This window comes from Streptomyces sp. NPDC050422 (genome assembly GCF_044458665.1).
Classification (GTDB): Bacteria; Actinomycetota; Actinomycetes; order Streptomycetales; family Streptomycetaceae; genus Streptomyces.
In genome coordinates this window covers 59,782-75,159 of record NZ_JBITIE010000029.1, presented here as the reverse complement: position 1 = coordinate 75,159, position 15,378 = coordinate 59,782, and the positions used below count along the sequence as shown (strand labels likewise).

Here is a 15,378-nt window from a genome sequence, read left to right as displayed (position 1 = left end):
ACGAGGACTTCCCGGCGCCTTGCGATCGCACGCACCAGACGCCGCCCGGCCCGCCCTCCGGGCGGACGGCGCTACTTTCGAAACACGCCCTACGCGTGCCCCCCGACCGTCACCTTTCCCACCGTCAGCTCGGGCTTCCCCTCCATCACCTCGCCCACCCGGGCCACCTGCTGCTCCAGCTCCCGGAGCTGTCCGGCCGTCAGCGGGGACAGCGGCTCCACCGTCACCGCGATCCGCCGGCCCGAGCGGCGCTGGTGCCAGACCCCGGCCACGGTGCCGTCGACCAGCAGCACCGGGAAGTTGCCCGCCTGACCGCCCGCCAGTGCCCGGGTGTAGGCGGCGCCCGGGAAGAGCCTCTCGCGGGGCTGGGACGCGATGACGAAGGCGTCGAAGTAGGGGAGCAGCCGCACCCCGCGTACCGGCTGCGAGGGGAAGACGGTGTCGCCCGTCACCACCCAGGCCGGGCTGCCGTCCTCGTACACCACCTCTTCGATCGCCCCGTCCGCCGCCAGTCCCGCGAACAGCTCCGACGCCCAACGTCCGGGTGCCGCGAGCCATTTGGCGAAGTGCTGCGGGGTGGCGGGGCCGTACGCGTGGAGGTAGCGGCGGACGAGCGCGGCGAGCGCCGGTGGTCCGTCGAGCGGGGTGACGTCCGCGCGGGTGTAGGTGACCTTGCGGCCGCGGTCCGGGCCGAAGCAGAGGACTCCGCGGTGGGACGCCAGATGCGTCACCTGACGCCAGCGCGGCCACAGGGTCTGGAAGGCCGGCATCACCGGCTCACCCGCCCAGGCCCCGGCGCGCGCGATGACCGCCTCGGTGAGCTCGTCGACGGTCAGCTCCGCGCCGGTCAGGGCGTCGGCGATCGCCGCGAGCACCTCCTCGGTCTGCTCCGGTGTCATCCGCACCCCTTCCGGCTGGGTGGCGCGGCCCGCCGGCAGGGCGGACAATGCCCCGGTCCACAGCGGGAGTTCGGCGGCCGACACCAGATGGACCGTGCCGCGCGGCCCGAACGTCTTGACCAGGGTCCGGTCCGTCCACAGGGCCTTGCGTACATCGGCGCGGGTCAGCTCCCGGCTCCGCAGCCCCACGGAGAGCTCGGCGGCGGACAGGACCTGTGCGTGCGCGGCCGGCATCGACTCGACCACGGCGGCCGGGGAGGCGGCGAGCGGGTCCGTCAGGCCCTGGCGCTCCATCCGGCGGGTGTTCGCTCCGGACCGGGTCACGGTTGCGCTTGGCGTCGTCATGAACCGAAAGCTATCGGCCCATCAGGTCAGTTCCTGTCCTCATGCCCGGCCGCCCATGACCCTCTGTGAAGCCGGAGGGTGGTGACCGCGGTCGGCGCCGGACGCGGCCGCCATGACCGGAATGTGCACATCCTGTGTACGTCCTGTGGGCGATTTCGGCGTCAAGGCGGCCCCGTCGGGAGTCTGTGCAGCTCACAGCCCCGCGGAGGGCCGAATTACGTGCACGTAGCAGAGCCCCGCACATTCGGAGAGTAATTATTTCGTGGCGTGGCACGCGGCATCACTTACGAAGGGTTATGGTGGAAACCCCCCCTCGGGCCGGTCCGTAACCCCCCCCCACGGACCGGCCCGTTTTTTTGTGCCCCGGTACTGCCGGGTCCGTACCGCAGTCGCGGTCGTGAGCCCGGCAGCCCGTCAGAGGCCGCCGCTCAGGCCCGCCCGGCCCAGATGTTGGTGCCCGCGGTGTCCACGGCGAAGGTGTCGATCTCCTTCAACTCCTCGGCGGACAGCGCCGGAGCGGACAGCGCCGCGACGTTCTCCTCCAGCTGCCCCACGCTCGACGCGCCGATCAGGGCCGACGTCATACGGCTGTCACGCAGCACCCAGGCGATGGCCAGCTGGGCGAGCGACTGGCCGCGGCGACGCGCGATGTCGTCCAGCCCGTTCAGCCGGCGGACCACCTCGTCCGAGAGCAGGCCAGGGTCGAGGGACTTGCCCTGCGTGGCGCGCGAACCCTCCGGGATGCCCTTCAGGTACTTGCCGGTCAGCAGGCCCTGGGCGAGCGGTACGAAGGAGATGCAGCCCATGCCGGCCGTCTCCAGGGTGTCCAGCAGCCCGTCGTCCTCGGTCCAGCGGTTGATCATCGAGTAGGACGGCTGGTGGATCAGGGCCGGCACGCCCATCTCCTTCAGCAGCCGGGCCGCCTCGGCGGTCTGCTCGGAGGTGTACGAGGACACCCCCACGTACAGCGCCTTGCCCTGCCGCACGGCGGAGGCCAGCGCCCCCATCGTCTCCTCCAGCGGAGTGTCCGGGTCGAAGCGGTGCGAGTAGAAGATGTCGACGTAGTCGAGCCCCATCCGCTTCAGCGAGGCGTCGAGCGACGACAGCAGGTACTTGCGCGAGCCCCACTCCCCGTACGGCCCGGGGTGCATGTCGTACCCCGCCTTGGTGGAGATGACCAGCTCGTCGCGGTAGGAGGCGAAGTCCTGCGCGAAGATCTTCCCGAAGTTGAGCTCGGCGGAGCCGGGCGGCGGGCCGTAGTTGTTGGCCAGGTCGAAGTGGGTCACGCCGAGGTCGAAGGCCCGGCGCAGGATGGCGCGCTGCGAGCCGAGTGCGCGGTCGTCGCCGAAGTTGTGCCAGAGGCCGAGCGAGACGGCCGGGAGCTTGAGGCCGCTGCGGCCGGTGCGGCGGTACTCCATGGAGTCGTAGCGCGAGGCGTCGGCCAGATAGGAGGAAGAGGAATCAGTCACGATTCCTGCCTATCACGGACGTGCGACAGGCCGGTTATCACGGACTTGTGACAGGCCGGGTTGGGCCGGTGCGCCGCCTGCGCAGTAATGTGGCGGCTTCGGGACCGCACGGCACGGCGGGGCGATCGCCCCCTTCCGGTGCGGCGATCCCCAGGTGGACGACCCCGGACCCCGGGCATGGGGCGGGCGTGCCCGCACGGAACCGAGAGGTGGACTCAGTGAACTTGCGCGACCTGGTGTACGGGCTCTACGCGCGCCGGGTGGAGGCCCGCCTCGATCACGCCCAGGTGCCCAAGCACATCGGCGTCATCCTCGACGGCAACCGGCGCTGGGCGAAGGCGTCCGGCGGCACCGCCGCGCAGGGGCACCAGGCCGGTGCGGACAAGATCAAGGAGCTCCTCGGCTGGTGCAGCGAGACGGACGTCGAGGTCGTCACGCTCTGGATGCTCTCCACGGACAACTTCGACCGGCCCGAGTCCGAGCTCATCCCGCTCCTCGGCATCATCGAGAACACCGTGCGCGACCTGGTGGCGGACGGGCGCTGGCGCGTCCACCACGTCGGCACGCTCGACCTGCTGCCCGCGCACACCCAGACGGTCCTCAAGGAGGCCGAGCAGGCCACCGTGGGGGTCGACGGAATACTGGTCAACGTCGCCGTCGGCTACGGCGGGCGCCAGGAGATCGCGGACGCGGTCCGTTCCCTGCTGCTCGACCACTCCGAGAAGGGCACCTCCTTCGAGGACCTGGCGGAGATCGTCTCCACCGACCTGATCTCCGAGCACCTCTACACCCGGGGACAGCCGGACCCCGACCTCGTGATCCGCACCAGCGGTGAGCAGCGTCTTTCGGGCTTCATGCTCTGGCAGAGCGCGCACTCCGAGTACTACTTCTGCGAGGTCTTCTGGCCGGCGTTCCGCCGCGTCGACTTCCTGCGGGCCCTGCGCGACTACGCGGCCCGCCACCGCCGCTACGGCGGCTGACACCACGGGGCTTCCCCGGCCTGCCGGCGTCCCCCGGCCCTGAAACGCCGGACAGCCCCCAGCGCGGCGTTCGAGTACGGAACCGCCCAGGTGGTGTGCTCCCACCCACGGTCGCGGGCGACCACTCCCCGTTCACCCCGCCGGCCCAGGGCGGCATGGCTTGGCGTGTTCGAGGGCATACCCCTGACAGGTCGACGTCCGGTCATCAACCAGGCGGACGTCGTGTCCAAGTGAGCGGCATGGAGTCCGCTCGCCCGGGAGGCCCTTTGCACACGAAGGACCGTACATACAGTGCGGCCGACGCGGAGGGCCGGCGCTCGGCCCGCGCAAGGTGGCCGGAGCCCGGCCCGTCCTCTCCCTTTGGGATGCTCCGCGACGCCGTCGCACCCCAACCTCGTCCGAGGGGGTACGTCCTTCCGTGGTGACCAGCACAAAGCGCCGCATGCCCGACAGGCGCACCTACGTTCTCGACACCAGCGTCCTGCTGGCCGATCCCAACGCCATGTCCCGGTTCGACGAGCACGAAGTCGTGCTCCCGATCGTCGTGGTCACGGAACTGGAGGCCAAACGGCACCACCCCGAGCTCGGGTACTTCGCCCGGCAGGCCCTGCGCCTGCTGGACGACTTCCGGGTCCGGTACGGCCGGCTGGATGCCCCGATCCCCCTCGGGGATCTGGGCGGGACGCTCCGCGTCGAACTCAACCACTCCGATCCCGGTGTCCTTCCCGCCGGCTACCGGTTGGGGGACAACGACTCACGGATTCTCGCGGTCGCACGCAATCTCCAGGCCGAGGGGTACGACGTCACGGTCGTCTCCAAGGACCTGCCACTGCGCATCAAGGCATCGTCGGTCGGCCTCCTCGCCGAGGAGTACCGGGCGGAACTCGCCATCACCGACTCCGGCTGGACCGGGATGTCCGAACTGCCCCTCTCCGCCGAACAGGTCGACCTGCTCTTCACCGAGGAGACGCTGTACGTCCCCGAGGCCGCCGAGCTGCCGGTGCACACCGGCCTGGTCCTCCAGTCCGAACGGGGCAAGGCGCTCGGCCGGGTGACGCCCGAGGGCAACGTCCGGCTCGTCCGGGGCGACCGGGAGGCCTTCGGCATCCACGGCCGAAGCGCCGAGCAGCGCATCGCCCTGGACCTCCTCCTGGACCAGGACGTCGGCATCGTGTCCCTCGGCGGCCGGGCCGGCACCGGCAAGTCGGCGCTGGCGCTCTGCGCGGGCCTCGAAGCGGTGCTGGAGCGCGGGCAGCACAAGAAGGTGATGGTCTTCCGTCCGCTGTACGCGGTGGGCGGACAGGAGCTCGGCTATCTCCCCGGCAGCGAGGCCGAGAAGATGAGCCCCTGGGCCCAGGCCGTCTTCGACACGCTCTCGGCCGTCTCCGGCCGAGAGGTGATCGAGGAGGTGCTGGGGCGCGGCATGCTGGAGATCCTGCCGCTCACCCACATCAGGGGCCGGTCCCTCCACGATGCCTTCGTGATCGTCGACGAGGCCCAGTCGCTCGAACGGAACGTCCTGCTGACCGTGTTGTCCCGCATCGGGGCCAATTCCCGGGTGGTGCTCACGCATGACGTGGCCCAGCGGGACAACCTCCGGGTCGGCCGGTACGACGGCGTGGTCGCCGTGGTCGAGAAGCTGAAGGGGCACCCCCTCTTCGCGCATGTGACGCTCACGCGTTCGGAGCGTTCCCGCATCGCCGCACTGGTGACCGAAATGCTGGAGGAAGGCCAGATCTGATACGGCTTGGGACAGTTGATGCCGCCCGGCGAGCGAAGGAGCTTAGCCGGGCGGCATCGTGTTGCGGCACCATTTCCGCAATTCATGTGCTCCAAACGAGGTGTGAGCTTTCACACGCAACAGAGAATTGCTTCGCGGCGTCCCGTTCCGGCAGAGTCTTGCTTCCGTCAGGCCCCGCATACGGCACACCGGCACCTCCAGAGGTGCCACGCACCACACAACTCAACAACCGCCGTCCGTATGCCGCCCGCGAGCACCACGCGGCGCTCCCTCCGGGGAGTGCCCACCGGGCCCGTGCCTCCCGTGACCCAAGCAGTAGGGAGGCCAGTGTCCAGGGGCACGATTGCGCCCGCGAGGTCACCTAAGCGGGCGATGCTGGAAGGACACCGTGTGAGCCGGATCTCGGTCCGGGGGTTCGCCGTGGCATCAGCCACAGCGGTAACCACCGTAGGCGCCGTCGTAGGCGTTGCAGCGGGCAGCACTCCCGCTGCTGACGACAACAACTTCGAGGCGACCGCAGCCGACACCACGCTGCTCGCAGATATCCCCGCGGGCCAGCAGGCCCAGGTGCAGACTGCATCGCTGACGCAGCAGGCCGACGCCCAGGCGTCCGCGGCCGACGCGACGGCGAAGAAGTCCGCCGAGGAGTCCGCCCGTGTGCAGGCTGCCAAGGACGCCAAGTCCAAGAAGGCGGCGGCCGAGGACAGGGTGGAGAAGGAGCGCCAGGAGAAGAAGGACGCCCAGGAGCGCGCAAGCCGCTCCGAGGTCCGCAGCGCCTCCGCGTTCGCGACGCAGGGCTCGTACAGCGTTGCCGAGATCCAGGCGATGGCGCGTCAGATGGTGCCCGCCGACCAGTTCCAGTGCTTCAGCAACATCGTGGACCACGAGTCGACCTGGAACTACCGGGCGACCAACCCGTCTTCCGGCGCGTACGGCCTCGTCCAGGCGTATCCCGGCTCGAAGATGGCGTCCGCCGGTGCCGACTGGCAGACCAACCCGGCCACGCAGATCAAGTGGGGCCTCAGCTACATGAACGGCCGCTACGGCAGCCCGTGCGGTGCCTGGTCCTTCTGGCTGGAGCACCACTCGTACTAGAACCCTCATCGGTTCACCTCTCAACCTCACGAAGCCCCTCACCGTCCTACGGTGGGGGGCTTCGCGCGTGTACGGTCGGGCGGAGCCGTTTCCCGGGGGAGCGGTGGGGAGAGCGGACGGGGGTAGAGGAACAGTCATGTCGAAACTGCCGGGGTGGCTCGGACAACTGGGTGCTGAACTGACCAGGCTGGGAGAGCGCCTGGAGGATCGGCGGGAGGAAGCGGTGGCCGAGGACGACGCCGCACGCGAGAAGTCGTCGGTGACGGCCGACGCGCCCCCTCGCGATGCCGGGGCCGACGGGAGCGCGGCCGCGGCCGACCATGTGCCGCCGCCGCCCGCGTACGCCCCCTCCGTCTCCGCACGCCCCGATCCGGTCGCGGCCATCCCCTGGGGGATGCGGGTAGCGGCCGAGGCGGGCTGGCGGCTGCTGGTGCTCGCCGGCACCCTCTGGGTGCTCATGCGGGTCATCAGCGCGGTGCAGTTGGTGGTGCTGGCGTTCGTCGCCGCACTGCTCGTCACCGCGATGCTCCAGCCGACCGTCGCCCGCCTGAAGCGGTACGGGCTGCCGCGAGGACTGGCCACCGCTGTCACCGCGGTCCTGGGCTTCGTCATCATGGGCCTGGTCGGCTGGTTCGTGGTCTGGCAGGTCATGGACAACATCGACACCCTCTCCGACAAGGTGACGACGGGGATCGACGACCTGAAGAACTGGCTGCTGGACAGCCCGTTCCACGTGACCGACAAACAGATCAACGACATCGCGAAGAACCTCAGTGACACCGTCGGCACCAACACGGAGGCGATCACCTCCGCCGGGCTGCAGGGCGTCACCGTGATGGTGGAGCTCCTCACCGGGATGCTGCTGGCGATGTTCTCCACGCTCTTCCTGCTGTACGACGGCAAGCGCATCTGGCACTGGGTGCTCAGGCTCGTGCCCGCCCAGGCCCGGCCGGGTGTCGCGGGCGCCGGCCCCCGGGCCTGGCGGACGCTGACCGCCTATGTGCGCGGCACGGTGATAGTCGCCCTGATCGACGCCATCTTCATCGGCCTCGGGATCTTCTTCCTCGATGTGCCGATGGCCGTGCCGCTGGCCGTCTTCATCTTCCTGTTCGCATTCATCCCGCTCGTCGGGGCGGTGGTCTCCGGGGCGCTGGCGGTGGTCGTCGCCCTCGTCACCGAGGGCGTGTTCACGGCCCTGATGGTCCTGGCCGTGGTCCTCGCGGTGCAGCAGATCGAGGGCCACATCCTGCAGCCGTTCATCCTGGGCCGCGCGGTGCGGGTGCATCCGCTGGCCGTGGTGCTCTCGGTCGCCGCGGGCGGCATGATCGCCGGCATCGGGGGTGCGGTCGTCGCGGTGCCGCTGGTCGCGGTGACCAACACGGTGGTCGGCTATCTGCGGACGTACGGGCAGGAGGAGTCCCGTCGGCACTCGCCACCGCCGCACGGCTCGACCTCACTGGACGCGGCGCCCAATCCGGCGCCCGGCTCACCGCCGGAGAAGTTCGACGACGGCAGCGACGAGGAGCCGGCCGAGGTCGCGCCGAAGGCGCTCGGGGCGGAGACGTAGGAGCGGACACAGAAGAAGGGCCCCTCGGACGGTCGGTCGTCCTGGGGCCCTTCTCGTATGAGGGTTACCGCGGGTGTTACTCGGCGAGGACGGCCTCGGCCTCGAGGGTCACACCGACCGCCTGGATCACCGAGGCGATCTTGACGGCTTCCTGAATGGTCTCACGGTCCACGCCGGCCTGGCGCAGCACCTGCTCGTGGGAGTCCAGGCACTGGCCGCAGCCGTTGATCGCGGAGACCGCGAGCGACCACAGCTCGAAGTCGACCTTCTCCACGCCCGGCTTGCCGATCACGTTCATCCGCAGGCCGGCCCGGAGGTTCCCGTACTCGGGGTCCGACAGCAGGTGCCGGGTCCGGTAGAACACGTTGTTCATCGCCATGATGGCGGCGGCCGACTTCGCGGCGGTGTACGCCTCCGCGGAGAGGTTGGCCTTCGCCTCCGGCTCCAGCTCGCGCAGCACCTTCGGCGAGCGCGAGGCGATCGCGCAGGCGAGGACGGTGCCCCAGAGCTGCTGCTGCGGCAGTTCGCTGTTCCCGATGACCGAACCGAGGTTCAGCTTCAGGTCCTTGGCGAAGTCCGGAACGGCGGCCTTCAGTTCGTCGAGTGCCATGTCGGTCAGCTCACTCGCCCGAGAGGAGCGCGACCGGGTCCAGCGTGGTCTCGCCCTTGGTCCAGTTGCAGGGGCACAGCTCGTCGGTCTGCAGGGCGTCGAGGACCCGCAGGACCTCCTTGGGGTTACGGCCCACGGAACCGGCGGTCACCATCGTGAACTGGATCTCGTTGTTCTGGTCGACGATGAAGACGGCGCGCTGGGCGAAGCCGTCCTCGCCCTCGATGCCGAGGTCACGCATGAGCTCGTGCTTCGAGTCGGCCAGCATCGGGAAGGGCAGGTCGGTCAGGTCCGGGTGGTCCTTGCGCCAGGCGTGGTGCACGAACTCGGAGTCACCGGAGAAGCCGAGGATCTGGGCGTCACGGTCGGCGAACTCCTCGTTCAGCTTGCCGAACGCGGCGATCTCGGTGGGGCAGACGAAAGTGAAGTCCTTGGGCCACGCGAAGACGATCTTCCACTGACCCTCGTAGGTCTTGTGGTTGATCTGCTCGAACTCCTTGCCGCTCTCCAGCGAAACACAAGCGGTCAGATCGAACTCGGGGAACTTGTCACCGACAGTGAGCACGCGCTCTCCTTGCAGCGTAGGAATTCCCTTTTTGGGGGAGTTCCTGAGGGTTGGACGGTGTCCACCTTGGCACAGAGTGCATTGATCACGGAAATAGCTACACTCGGTCGTGATGATCGGAGGTGCCTATCAGTGGCCCATGGTAATCAGGGCATCCGGCCCAAACAGCCCAGCCTCTCGCAGCTGCGCGCCTTCGCAGCCGTCGCGGAGTATCTGCACTTCCGGGACGCGGCGGCCGCAATCGGGATGAGTCAGCCCGCGCTCTCCGGGGCCGTGTCCGCACTGGAGGAGGCACTGGGTGTCCAGCTCATCGAGCGTACGACGCGCAAGGTGCTGCTCTCGCCCGCCGGGGAACGGCTGGCCGTGCGGGCGCGGGTCGTCCTGCATGCCGTCGGCGAGCTGATGGAGGAGGCCGAGGCGGTCCGCGCGCCCTTCACCGGAGTGCTGCGGCTCGGCGTGATCCCGACCGTCGCCCCGTATCTGCTGCCGACCGTGCTGCGGCTGGTCCACGAGCGCTACCCGGACCTCGACCTCCAGGTGCACGAGGAGCAGACCTCCTCGTTGCTGGAGGGGCTGGCCGCCGGACGGCTGGACCTGTTGCTGCTCGCCGTGCCGCTCGGGGTGCCGGGGGTCACCGAACTCCCGCTCTTCGACGAGGACTTCGTGCTGGTCATGGAACGCGACCACTGGCTCGGCGGGCGGCAGGACATCCCGCGCGAGGCGTTGCGCGAGCTGCCGCTGCTGCTGCTCGACGAGGGGCACTGCCTGCGCGACCAGGCGCTCGACATCTGCCGTGAGGCGGGGCGTACGGAGGGCGCGCCGGTCACCACGACCGCGGCCGGGCTCTCCACGCTGGTGCAGCTGGTGGCCGGAGGGCTAGGGGTGACGCTGCTGCCGCGGACCGCGGTGACGGTCGAGACCGCCCGCAACGACGCGCTGAGCACCGGGTACTTCGCGGATCCGGCCCCCGCGCGGCGGGTGGCGCTGGGCATGCGGACGGGGGCGGCCCGGCACGAGGAGTTCGAGGAGTTCGCGGCGGCGCTGCGCGGGGCGATGGAGGCGCTGCCGGTACGGGTGGCGACGGCCGGCCGGACCTGAGGGAAGGTCCGGCCGGCCGCCGGGCGACTACTCGCTGCGCAGCCCGTCGGGGCGCATCAGGCGCCACAGCACGGGCAGCGAGAGCAGGGTGACCAGCAGGATGAGCGAGGCGCCCGCCCCCGCGAGCGGCAGGAACAGCCACCAGCCGGTCACCTCCTTGCCGACCATCCAGCACAGGGTGGCGCCGAGCGCGAGGCCGCCGGCCACCGCCACCGCGAGCCCGATGACCACCGGGATCGCGGTCTGCCACAGCACCGACCAGCCTAGGGTGACCCGGCGGGTGCCGAAGGCGACGAGGACCGACAGCAGCCGCTTGCGCTCACGCAGCTGCTCCAGCTGGGAGACCAGCATGGAAACGGCGATCAGCAGCAGGGTGGCGGTCGCGCCGACCTGGAGGCCGGTCTGGACGCTCTCGTACTGCCGGTCACGTTCGAGCGAGGTCACGGTGCCCAGGCGCATGCCGGGATCGATCCGCGCCGCCGTGTTGCGTACGTACTCGGCGGCGTCCGGGACGTTCTCGTCGATGCGGATCTGCGCGACGGTCTCGGCTGACGGCAGGGTCCGCGCGTCGATCGCCCCCGGCGTGACCAGGATGCCCGAGTGCTCCTCGCCCAGCGGGTCGGTCCGGCCCTCCACGGTCCGGCTGTCGGCGGGCAGCGTCCAGTGCAGTGGCTTGCCCCGGCCGTAGGAGTCGAACTCCACGACCTTGCCCTTGCGGGCGGTCCGGTCGACCCAGCCGGCCTGCTCCTTGTCCTTGGGGTGGGCGACGAAGGTGTCGCCGTCCCGGCAGGACGTGATCCGGGCGAGCTCGCGCAGGGTCGCGCAGTCCCCGACGGTGAACGAGGTGGTGGGCTGGATGTCGTCGGCGGCGTACTTGCCGGGCTTGGTCGCGTACGCCTCGATGGTGCCGATGACCTGGATGACGCCCTTGGTGGCACGGAACTCCTTGATCGTGTGCAGGGCGGCGTCGCCTCTGACGATCTCCGAGTGGGAGTAGAACTGGGCGCGGGACGGGTCCTGGCCGGTGAGCTTGTTGAAGTCGTCGTTCATCGCGGCGAACAGCATCTGCAGGGCCACCGCACCGGCCACTGCGACGGTGACGCCGCTGACCGCGCGGGAGGCCGCACCGCTGCTCAGCTGGAGCCTGCGGGTGGCCAGCTGCCAGGGGACCGGGCCGCCGCGCAGCCGCCCGACGCAGGCCTCGACCAGCCAGGGCAGGAGCAGGGCCAGCCCGACGAGGATCAGCACCGCGCCTCCGGCGATCGGATACGGGTTGACGACGCTGTACTCGTCGATCCTGCCGCCGAGTCCGAAGACCGCGAGCCCTGCGACCGGCAGCAGCAGGCGCCACCAGAGGCGGCGCCCCCGGTCACGGCCGTTGCGTACGACGCCGAGCGGCTCGATGACCACGGAGCGCATGGCCGCCAGGGTGACGAGCACGGCGGTGAGCGGAACCGCGAGGGCGATCAGCACGCACAGGCGGGCGTCGGGGGTCAGGTCGGAGGGGAAGGCGCTGGCGTCCCAGACCTCGATGTACCCGACGAACTGCCGTCCTGTCAGGAACAGGGCCAGCCCGACGAGGAGGCCGAGCGCGGCGCCGAAGAGTGCCTCACCGGCGGCGATCCGGCGGGTCATCCGGATGTCCGTACCGACCAGACGCAGGGCGGCGAGCCGGCGGTCGCGGCGGTCGCCGCCGAAACGTACGGCGGTGGCGATGAAGATGGCCACGGGGGCCAGCAGCACCACGCAGACCATGATGATCAGCACGATGAGCATCGGGGACATCGGATCGGCCGGGCCGGGTTTGCCGTATCCGGCGATCCGGTGCCCGCCCGTCGCGGGGGTCAGGGTGTCGCTGCCTGCGTAGAACCACAGCTCGCCGGGCGAGCGCAGTCCCGCTTGCGCGATCGTGCCGGTCACCTTGTACGGCAGTCGTTGCCTGAGCAGCTCGCTGTCGGGGGAGTCGAGGAGATCGCCGAAGGCGGGGGAGACGACCATCTCGCCGGGGGCGGGGAGGGCGTCGATGCCCGGGGGAAGGACCGGGTGGGTTCCGTCCGCGCGCATCAGGTAGCCGGTGATGGTGTGGCCGTGGTACTCGGTGCTCGCCTCGATCCGCAGGACCGTGCTGTCCGACTTCTTCGCCTGCGCGTCGGGGGACTGGGAGATCTTCGTCTCGGAGCGGGCGTGACTCCGGGCGGACCGCTCGTCGAGCATGTGCGGTACGGATGCGGCGACCAGCAGGAGGGCTGCGCCGAGGCCCACGCCGACCGCGGTGAGCAGGGTGCGGATCCAGCCCTCGCGGCCGCCGCCGGCGGCGAACCGGATGCCGAGTGCGAGGTCGCGCAGCCAGGAGGCGGTGCGGGACGGCGGTTCGGGAGGATGTGCCGGGCCGGCCGGGGGCCGCTTCTGGTCGAGCAGTGTCATACGGCGTGCTCCAGGTCGCGGGCCCGGCCGTCGCGGACGGTGATGTCGCGGTCGGAGTAGGCGGCGACGCGGGCCTCGTGGGTGACCAGCACGACCGCCACGTTGGCGGAGCGGGCCGCCTCGGTGAGCAGTTGCATGACGCGTTCGCCGTTGAGGGAGTCCAGGGCTCCGGTCGGCTCGTCCGCGAAGATCACCTTCGGGGAGGCGGCCAGCGCGCGGGCCACGGCGACGCGTTGGCCCTGGCCTCCGGACACCTCGCCGGGGCGCTTGGCGCCGATGTCGTCGACCTCCAGGCGCTCCATCCACTCCAGGGCGATGCGCTCGGCGGCCTTGCGGCGGGTGCCGTTCAGTCGCATGGGCAGGGCGACGTTCTCCACGCAGGTCAGCTCCGGGACGAGCTGGCCGAACTGGAACACGAAGCCGAACTCGCTGCGGCGCAGGGCGCTGCGCTCGGCGTCGGACATCGTGGAGAGCTCGCGTCCGGCGTAGGTGATGCTGCCGGAGTCCGGGGTGATGATGCCGGCGAGGCAGTGCAGCAGGGTGGACTTGCCGGAGCCGGAGGGGCCCATCACGGCGACGACCTCGCCGGGGTGGACGGAGAACGAGGCGCCGTCGAGTGCGGGGGTCGACCCGTAGGTCTTGCGCAGGTCGTGGGCGGAGAGCAGGGAGCCGGCGGGGATCACGGGGCCACCACCTTCGCGAGCTGGCCGAGTCGCGCGGAGGTGAGTTCCAGCCAGCGCAGGTCGGCTTCGAGGTGGAACAGTGCGTGGTCGCAGATCAGCTGGTCGGCGAGGTCGCCCTGGCGCTTGCGGTCGGTGAGGATACGCATCAGGCGCAGGTGCTCGGAGCGCTGGGCGTCCAGCACGTCGGCGGCGCTGCGGCCGGTGAGCATGGCCAGGACGACCTTGGTGTACAGGGTCGACTGGAGGTACGGCTCCGGCTTCTCGGGCTGGGCGAGCCAGGCGGCGACGTCGGTGATGCCGGCGTCGGTGATGGCGTAGCGCTTGCGCTCCGGGCCGCCGTCGGTCTCCACGCCGTCGACCTCGACGAGGCCGTTCTTGAGGAGCCGGGACATCGTCGAGTAGACCTGCCCGTAGTGCAGGGGGCGGTCGTGCCCGAACTTCTCGTCGAAGGTCCGCTTGAGGTCGTAGCCGTGGCGGGGACCGGACTCCAGGAGCCCGAGCAGGGTGTGGCCGATAGACATGCCCAGGACTGTACATGGTGTGTATACCTGGCGTGTATACCGGTCGCCGTCATTCCTTCCCGCGGGCGGTGAACGGGCCGGGGCGGCGCCCGGGCCGGTCACTCCGGATCCGGAGCCTTCGGCGGACGTCCGCGGCGCGGGATCGGCGCCGCGCCGCCGGGCAGTCGTCCCGCCTCCCCGAGCGCCCGCCGCAGCAGGAACTCGATCTGCGCGTTCGCGCTGCGCAGCTCGTCCGAGGCCCAGCGTGCCAGCGCGTCGTACACGGCCGGGTCCAGCCGCAGCAGCATCTGCTTGCGCTGCTGCGGCCCGGACTGCGGCGCACGGCGCCGCGGGGTCTGATCCGTCACTGGTAGAGCGTGCCCGTGTTGAGGACCGGCTGCGCCGCCCGGTCGCCGCAGAGCACCACCATCAGATTGCTGACCATGGCGGCCTTCCGGTCCGAGTCGAGCTCGACGATGTCCTGTTCGGCGATCCGGGTCAGGGCCATCTCGACCATGCCGACCGCGCCCTCGACGATCAGCTGCCGGGCCGCGACCACCGCTCCCGCCTGCTGGCGCTGGAGCATCGCGGAGGCGATCTCGGGGGCGTACGCGAGGTGGCTGAAGCGGGACTCGATGATCTGGACGCCAGCCGCCTGGACCCGTGCCGTGAGCTCCACGGCCAGCTTCTCGGTGATCTCCTCGGCGTTGCCCCGGAGTGAGAGGCCGCCCTCGTCGTGGGCGTCGTACGGGTACTCGATCGCGATGTGGCGGACCGCCGCCTCGGTCTGGGTGGCGACGAACTCCAGGAAGTCGTCGACCTCGAAGAGGGCCTGCGCGGTGTCCTCGACCTTCCAGACGACGATCGCGGCGAGCTCGATCGGGTTGCCGTAGGCGTCGTTGACCTTGAGGACCGCGGTCTCGTGGTTGCGGACCCGGGTGGAGATCTTGCGGCTGGACGTCAGCGGGTTGATCCAGCGCAGGCCGTCGGCGCGGATCGTGCCCACGTACCGGCCGAAGAGCTGGATCACCCTCGCCTCGCCCGGTGCGACCATCTTCACACCGCCCATGCAGAAGAACGAGGCGATGGCGAGCAGCACGCCGAGGATGCACAGCGGGATGCCGACGCCGTTGTTCCCGTTGGATCCGATGACGCCGCCGAGGATGGCGAGGGCGATGCCGACGATCACCCCGATCACGGTCAGCAGGAGGCCGATGCCGCCGGGGATGCTGTGTGCCCTCGTCTCGCGGACCTGCGGCTCCGGCATCTCGGGCGCGTCCGGTGTGAGGTCGGCCTGCGGTCCGGCCGAGGTGTGCGGGTTGATCGGGTCGGTCATGGAATCCCCCGTTTCGCGTGGCTAGCCATTCGCTAGCAATGTGATTACACATTAACGGTTGTCGCA

The 15,378-nt window shown here is 70.3% G+C and carries 14 protein-coding genes; 5 read left to right on the top strand and 9 right to left on the bottom strand.

What is annotated here, in order from left to right:
- Nucleotides 1-89 precede the first annotated feature (89 nt).
- Both ACIBJG_RS34640 and mgrA read right to left on the bottom strand, forming a co-directional pair.
- Entirely contained in the window at nucleotides 90-1,244 is a 1,155-nt protein-coding gene (locus ACIBJG_RS34640) for a winged helix DNA-binding domain-containing protein (RefSeq protein ID WP_399313739.1), read from the bottom strand.
- 428 nt (nucleotides 1,245-1,672) lie between these two features.
- Nucleotides 1,673-2,713 (bottom strand): L-glyceraldehyde 3-phosphate reductase, encoded by a 1,041-nt coding sequence (gene mgrA / locus ACIBJG_RS34635; RefSeq protein ID WP_399313737.1) that lies wholly within the window; start codon nucleotides 2,711-2,713, stop codon nucleotides 1,673-1,675.
- Between the two features lie 218 nt (nucleotides 2,714-2,931).
- Here mgrA and ACIBJG_RS34630 point away from each other — a divergent pair, with 218 nt between their 5' ends.
- From ACIBJG_RS34630 to ACIBJG_RS34615, 4 genes are all read left to right on the top strand, one after another.
- Complete coding sequence (locus ACIBJG_RS34630; RefSeq protein ID WP_148020469.1) at nucleotides 2,932-3,693, top strand: isoprenyl transferase; 762 nt, start codon at nucleotides 2,932-2,934, stop codon at nucleotides 3,691-3,693.
- Between the two features lie 418 nt (nucleotides 3,694-4,111).
- Nucleotides 4,112-5,434: a PhoH family protein gene (locus tag ACIBJG_RS34625; RefSeq protein ID WP_399313735.1), complete on the top strand. Its 1,323-nt coding sequence runs from the start codon at nucleotides 4,112-4,114 to the stop codon at nucleotides 5,432-5,434.
- Between the two features lie 390 nt (nucleotides 5,435-5,824).
- Nucleotides 5,825-6,529 carry a transglycosylase SLT domain-containing protein gene (locus ACIBJG_RS34620; RefSeq protein WP_399313733.1) on the top strand — a complete coding sequence of 235 codons (705 nt, stop codon included), beginning with the start codon at nucleotides 5,825-5,827 and terminating at the stop codon, nucleotides 6,527-6,529.
- Between the two features lie 136 nt (nucleotides 6,530-6,665).
- The gene (locus ACIBJG_RS34615) at nucleotides 6,666-8,096 is read left to right on the top strand and encodes an AI-2E family transporter (RefSeq protein WP_399313730.1); all 1,431 of its coding nucleotides are present in this window, start codon (nucleotides 6,666-6,668) and stop codon (nucleotides 8,094-8,096) included.
- A 76-nt stretch (nucleotides 8,097-8,172) separates the two neighbouring features.
- On the opposite strand, the gene ACIBJG_RS34610 is transcribed toward ACIBJG_RS34615, so the two are convergent.
- Entirely contained in the window at nucleotides 8,173-8,706 is a 534-nt protein-coding gene (locus tag ACIBJG_RS34610; protein ID WP_399313728.1) for an alkyl hydroperoxide reductase, read from the bottom strand.
- 10 nt (nucleotides 8,707-8,716) lie between these two features.
- Nucleotides 8,717-9,271, bottom strand: coding sequence for a peroxiredoxin (locus ACIBJG_RS34605; protein ID WP_123461343.1), 555 nt, complete (start codon nucleotides 9,269-9,271; stop codon nucleotides 8,717-8,719).
- Nucleotides 9,272-9,403: 132 nt separating this feature from the next.
- Here ACIBJG_RS34605 and ACIBJG_RS34600 point away from each other — a divergent pair, with 132 nt between their 5' ends.
- Nucleotides 9,404-10,369 carry a hydrogen peroxide-inducible genes activator gene (locus ACIBJG_RS34600; RefSeq protein ID WP_399313725.1) on the top strand — a complete coding sequence of 322 codons (966 nt, stop codon included), beginning with the start codon at nucleotides 9,404-9,406 and terminating at the stop codon, nucleotides 10,367-10,369.
- 27 nt (nucleotides 10,370-10,396) lie between these two features.
- Here ACIBJG_RS34600 and ACIBJG_RS34595 read toward each other — a convergent pair whose 3' ends face one another.
- The 5 genes from ACIBJG_RS34595 to ACIBJG_RS34575 form a co-directional block, all read right to left on the bottom strand.
- Nucleotides 10,397-12,793: an ABC transporter permease gene (locus tag ACIBJG_RS34595; RefSeq protein ID WP_399313722.1), complete on the bottom strand. Its 2,397-nt coding sequence runs from the start codon at nucleotides 12,791-12,793 to the stop codon at nucleotides 10,397-10,399.
- A complete protein-coding gene (locus ACIBJG_RS34590) occupies nucleotides 12,790-13,476 on the bottom strand; it encodes an ABC transporter ATP-binding protein (protein WP_399313720.1) in 687 nt (228 codons plus the stop codon). Before ACIBJG_RS34590 ends, ACIBJG_RS34595 begins: the two co-directional genes overlap by 4 nt.
- On the bottom strand, nucleotides 13,473-13,997 hold the full coding sequence (locus tag ACIBJG_RS34585) for a PadR family transcriptional regulator (RefSeq protein WP_399313718.1): 525 nt from the start codon (nucleotides 13,995-13,997) through the stop codon (nucleotides 13,473-13,475). The genes ACIBJG_RS34590 and ACIBJG_RS34585 overlap by 4 nt, the downstream gene beginning before the upstream one ends.
- A gap of 98 nt (nucleotides 13,998-14,095) precedes the next feature.
- Nucleotides 14,096-14,344 carry a hypothetical protein gene (locus tag ACIBJG_RS34580; RefSeq protein WP_399313717.1) on the bottom strand — a complete coding sequence of 83 codons (249 nt, stop codon included), beginning with the start codon at nucleotides 14,342-14,344 and terminating at the stop codon, nucleotides 14,096-14,098.
- The gene (locus ACIBJG_RS34575) at nucleotides 14,341-15,312 is read right to left on the bottom strand and encodes an SPFH domain-containing protein (protein ID WP_399313715.1); all 972 of its coding nucleotides are present in this window, start codon (nucleotides 15,310-15,312) and stop codon (nucleotides 14,341-14,343) included. Before ACIBJG_RS34575 ends, ACIBJG_RS34580 begins: the two co-directional genes overlap by 4 nt.
- Between the last annotated feature and the right edge of the window lie 66 nt (nucleotides 15,313-15,378).

Coding starts and splice junctions, on each gene's coding strand:
- ACIBJG_RS34575 (WP_399313715.1), bottom strand. CDS start 15,312: ATGACCGACCCGATCAACCCGCACACCTCGGCCGGACCGCAGGCCGAC.
- ACIBJG_RS34585 (WP_399313718.1), bottom strand. CDS start 13,997: ATGTCTATCGGCCACACCCTGCTCGGGCTCCTGGAGTCCGGTCCCCGC.
- ACIBJG_RS34610 (WP_399313728.1), bottom strand. CDS start 8,706: ATGGCACTCGACGAACTGAAGGCCGCCGTTCCGGACTTCGCCAAGGAC.
- ACIBJG_RS34640 (WP_399313739.1), bottom strand. CDS start 1,244: ATGACGACGCCAAGCGCAACCGTGACCCGGTCCGGAGCGAACACCCGC.
- ACIBJG_RS34615 (WP_399313730.1), top strand. CDS start 6,666: ATGTCGAAACTGCCGGGGTGGCTCGGACAACTGGGTGCTGAACTGACC.
- ACIBJG_RS34595 (WP_399313722.1), bottom strand. CDS start 12,793: ATGACACTGCTCGACCAGAAGCGGCCCCCGGCCGGCCCGGCACATCCT.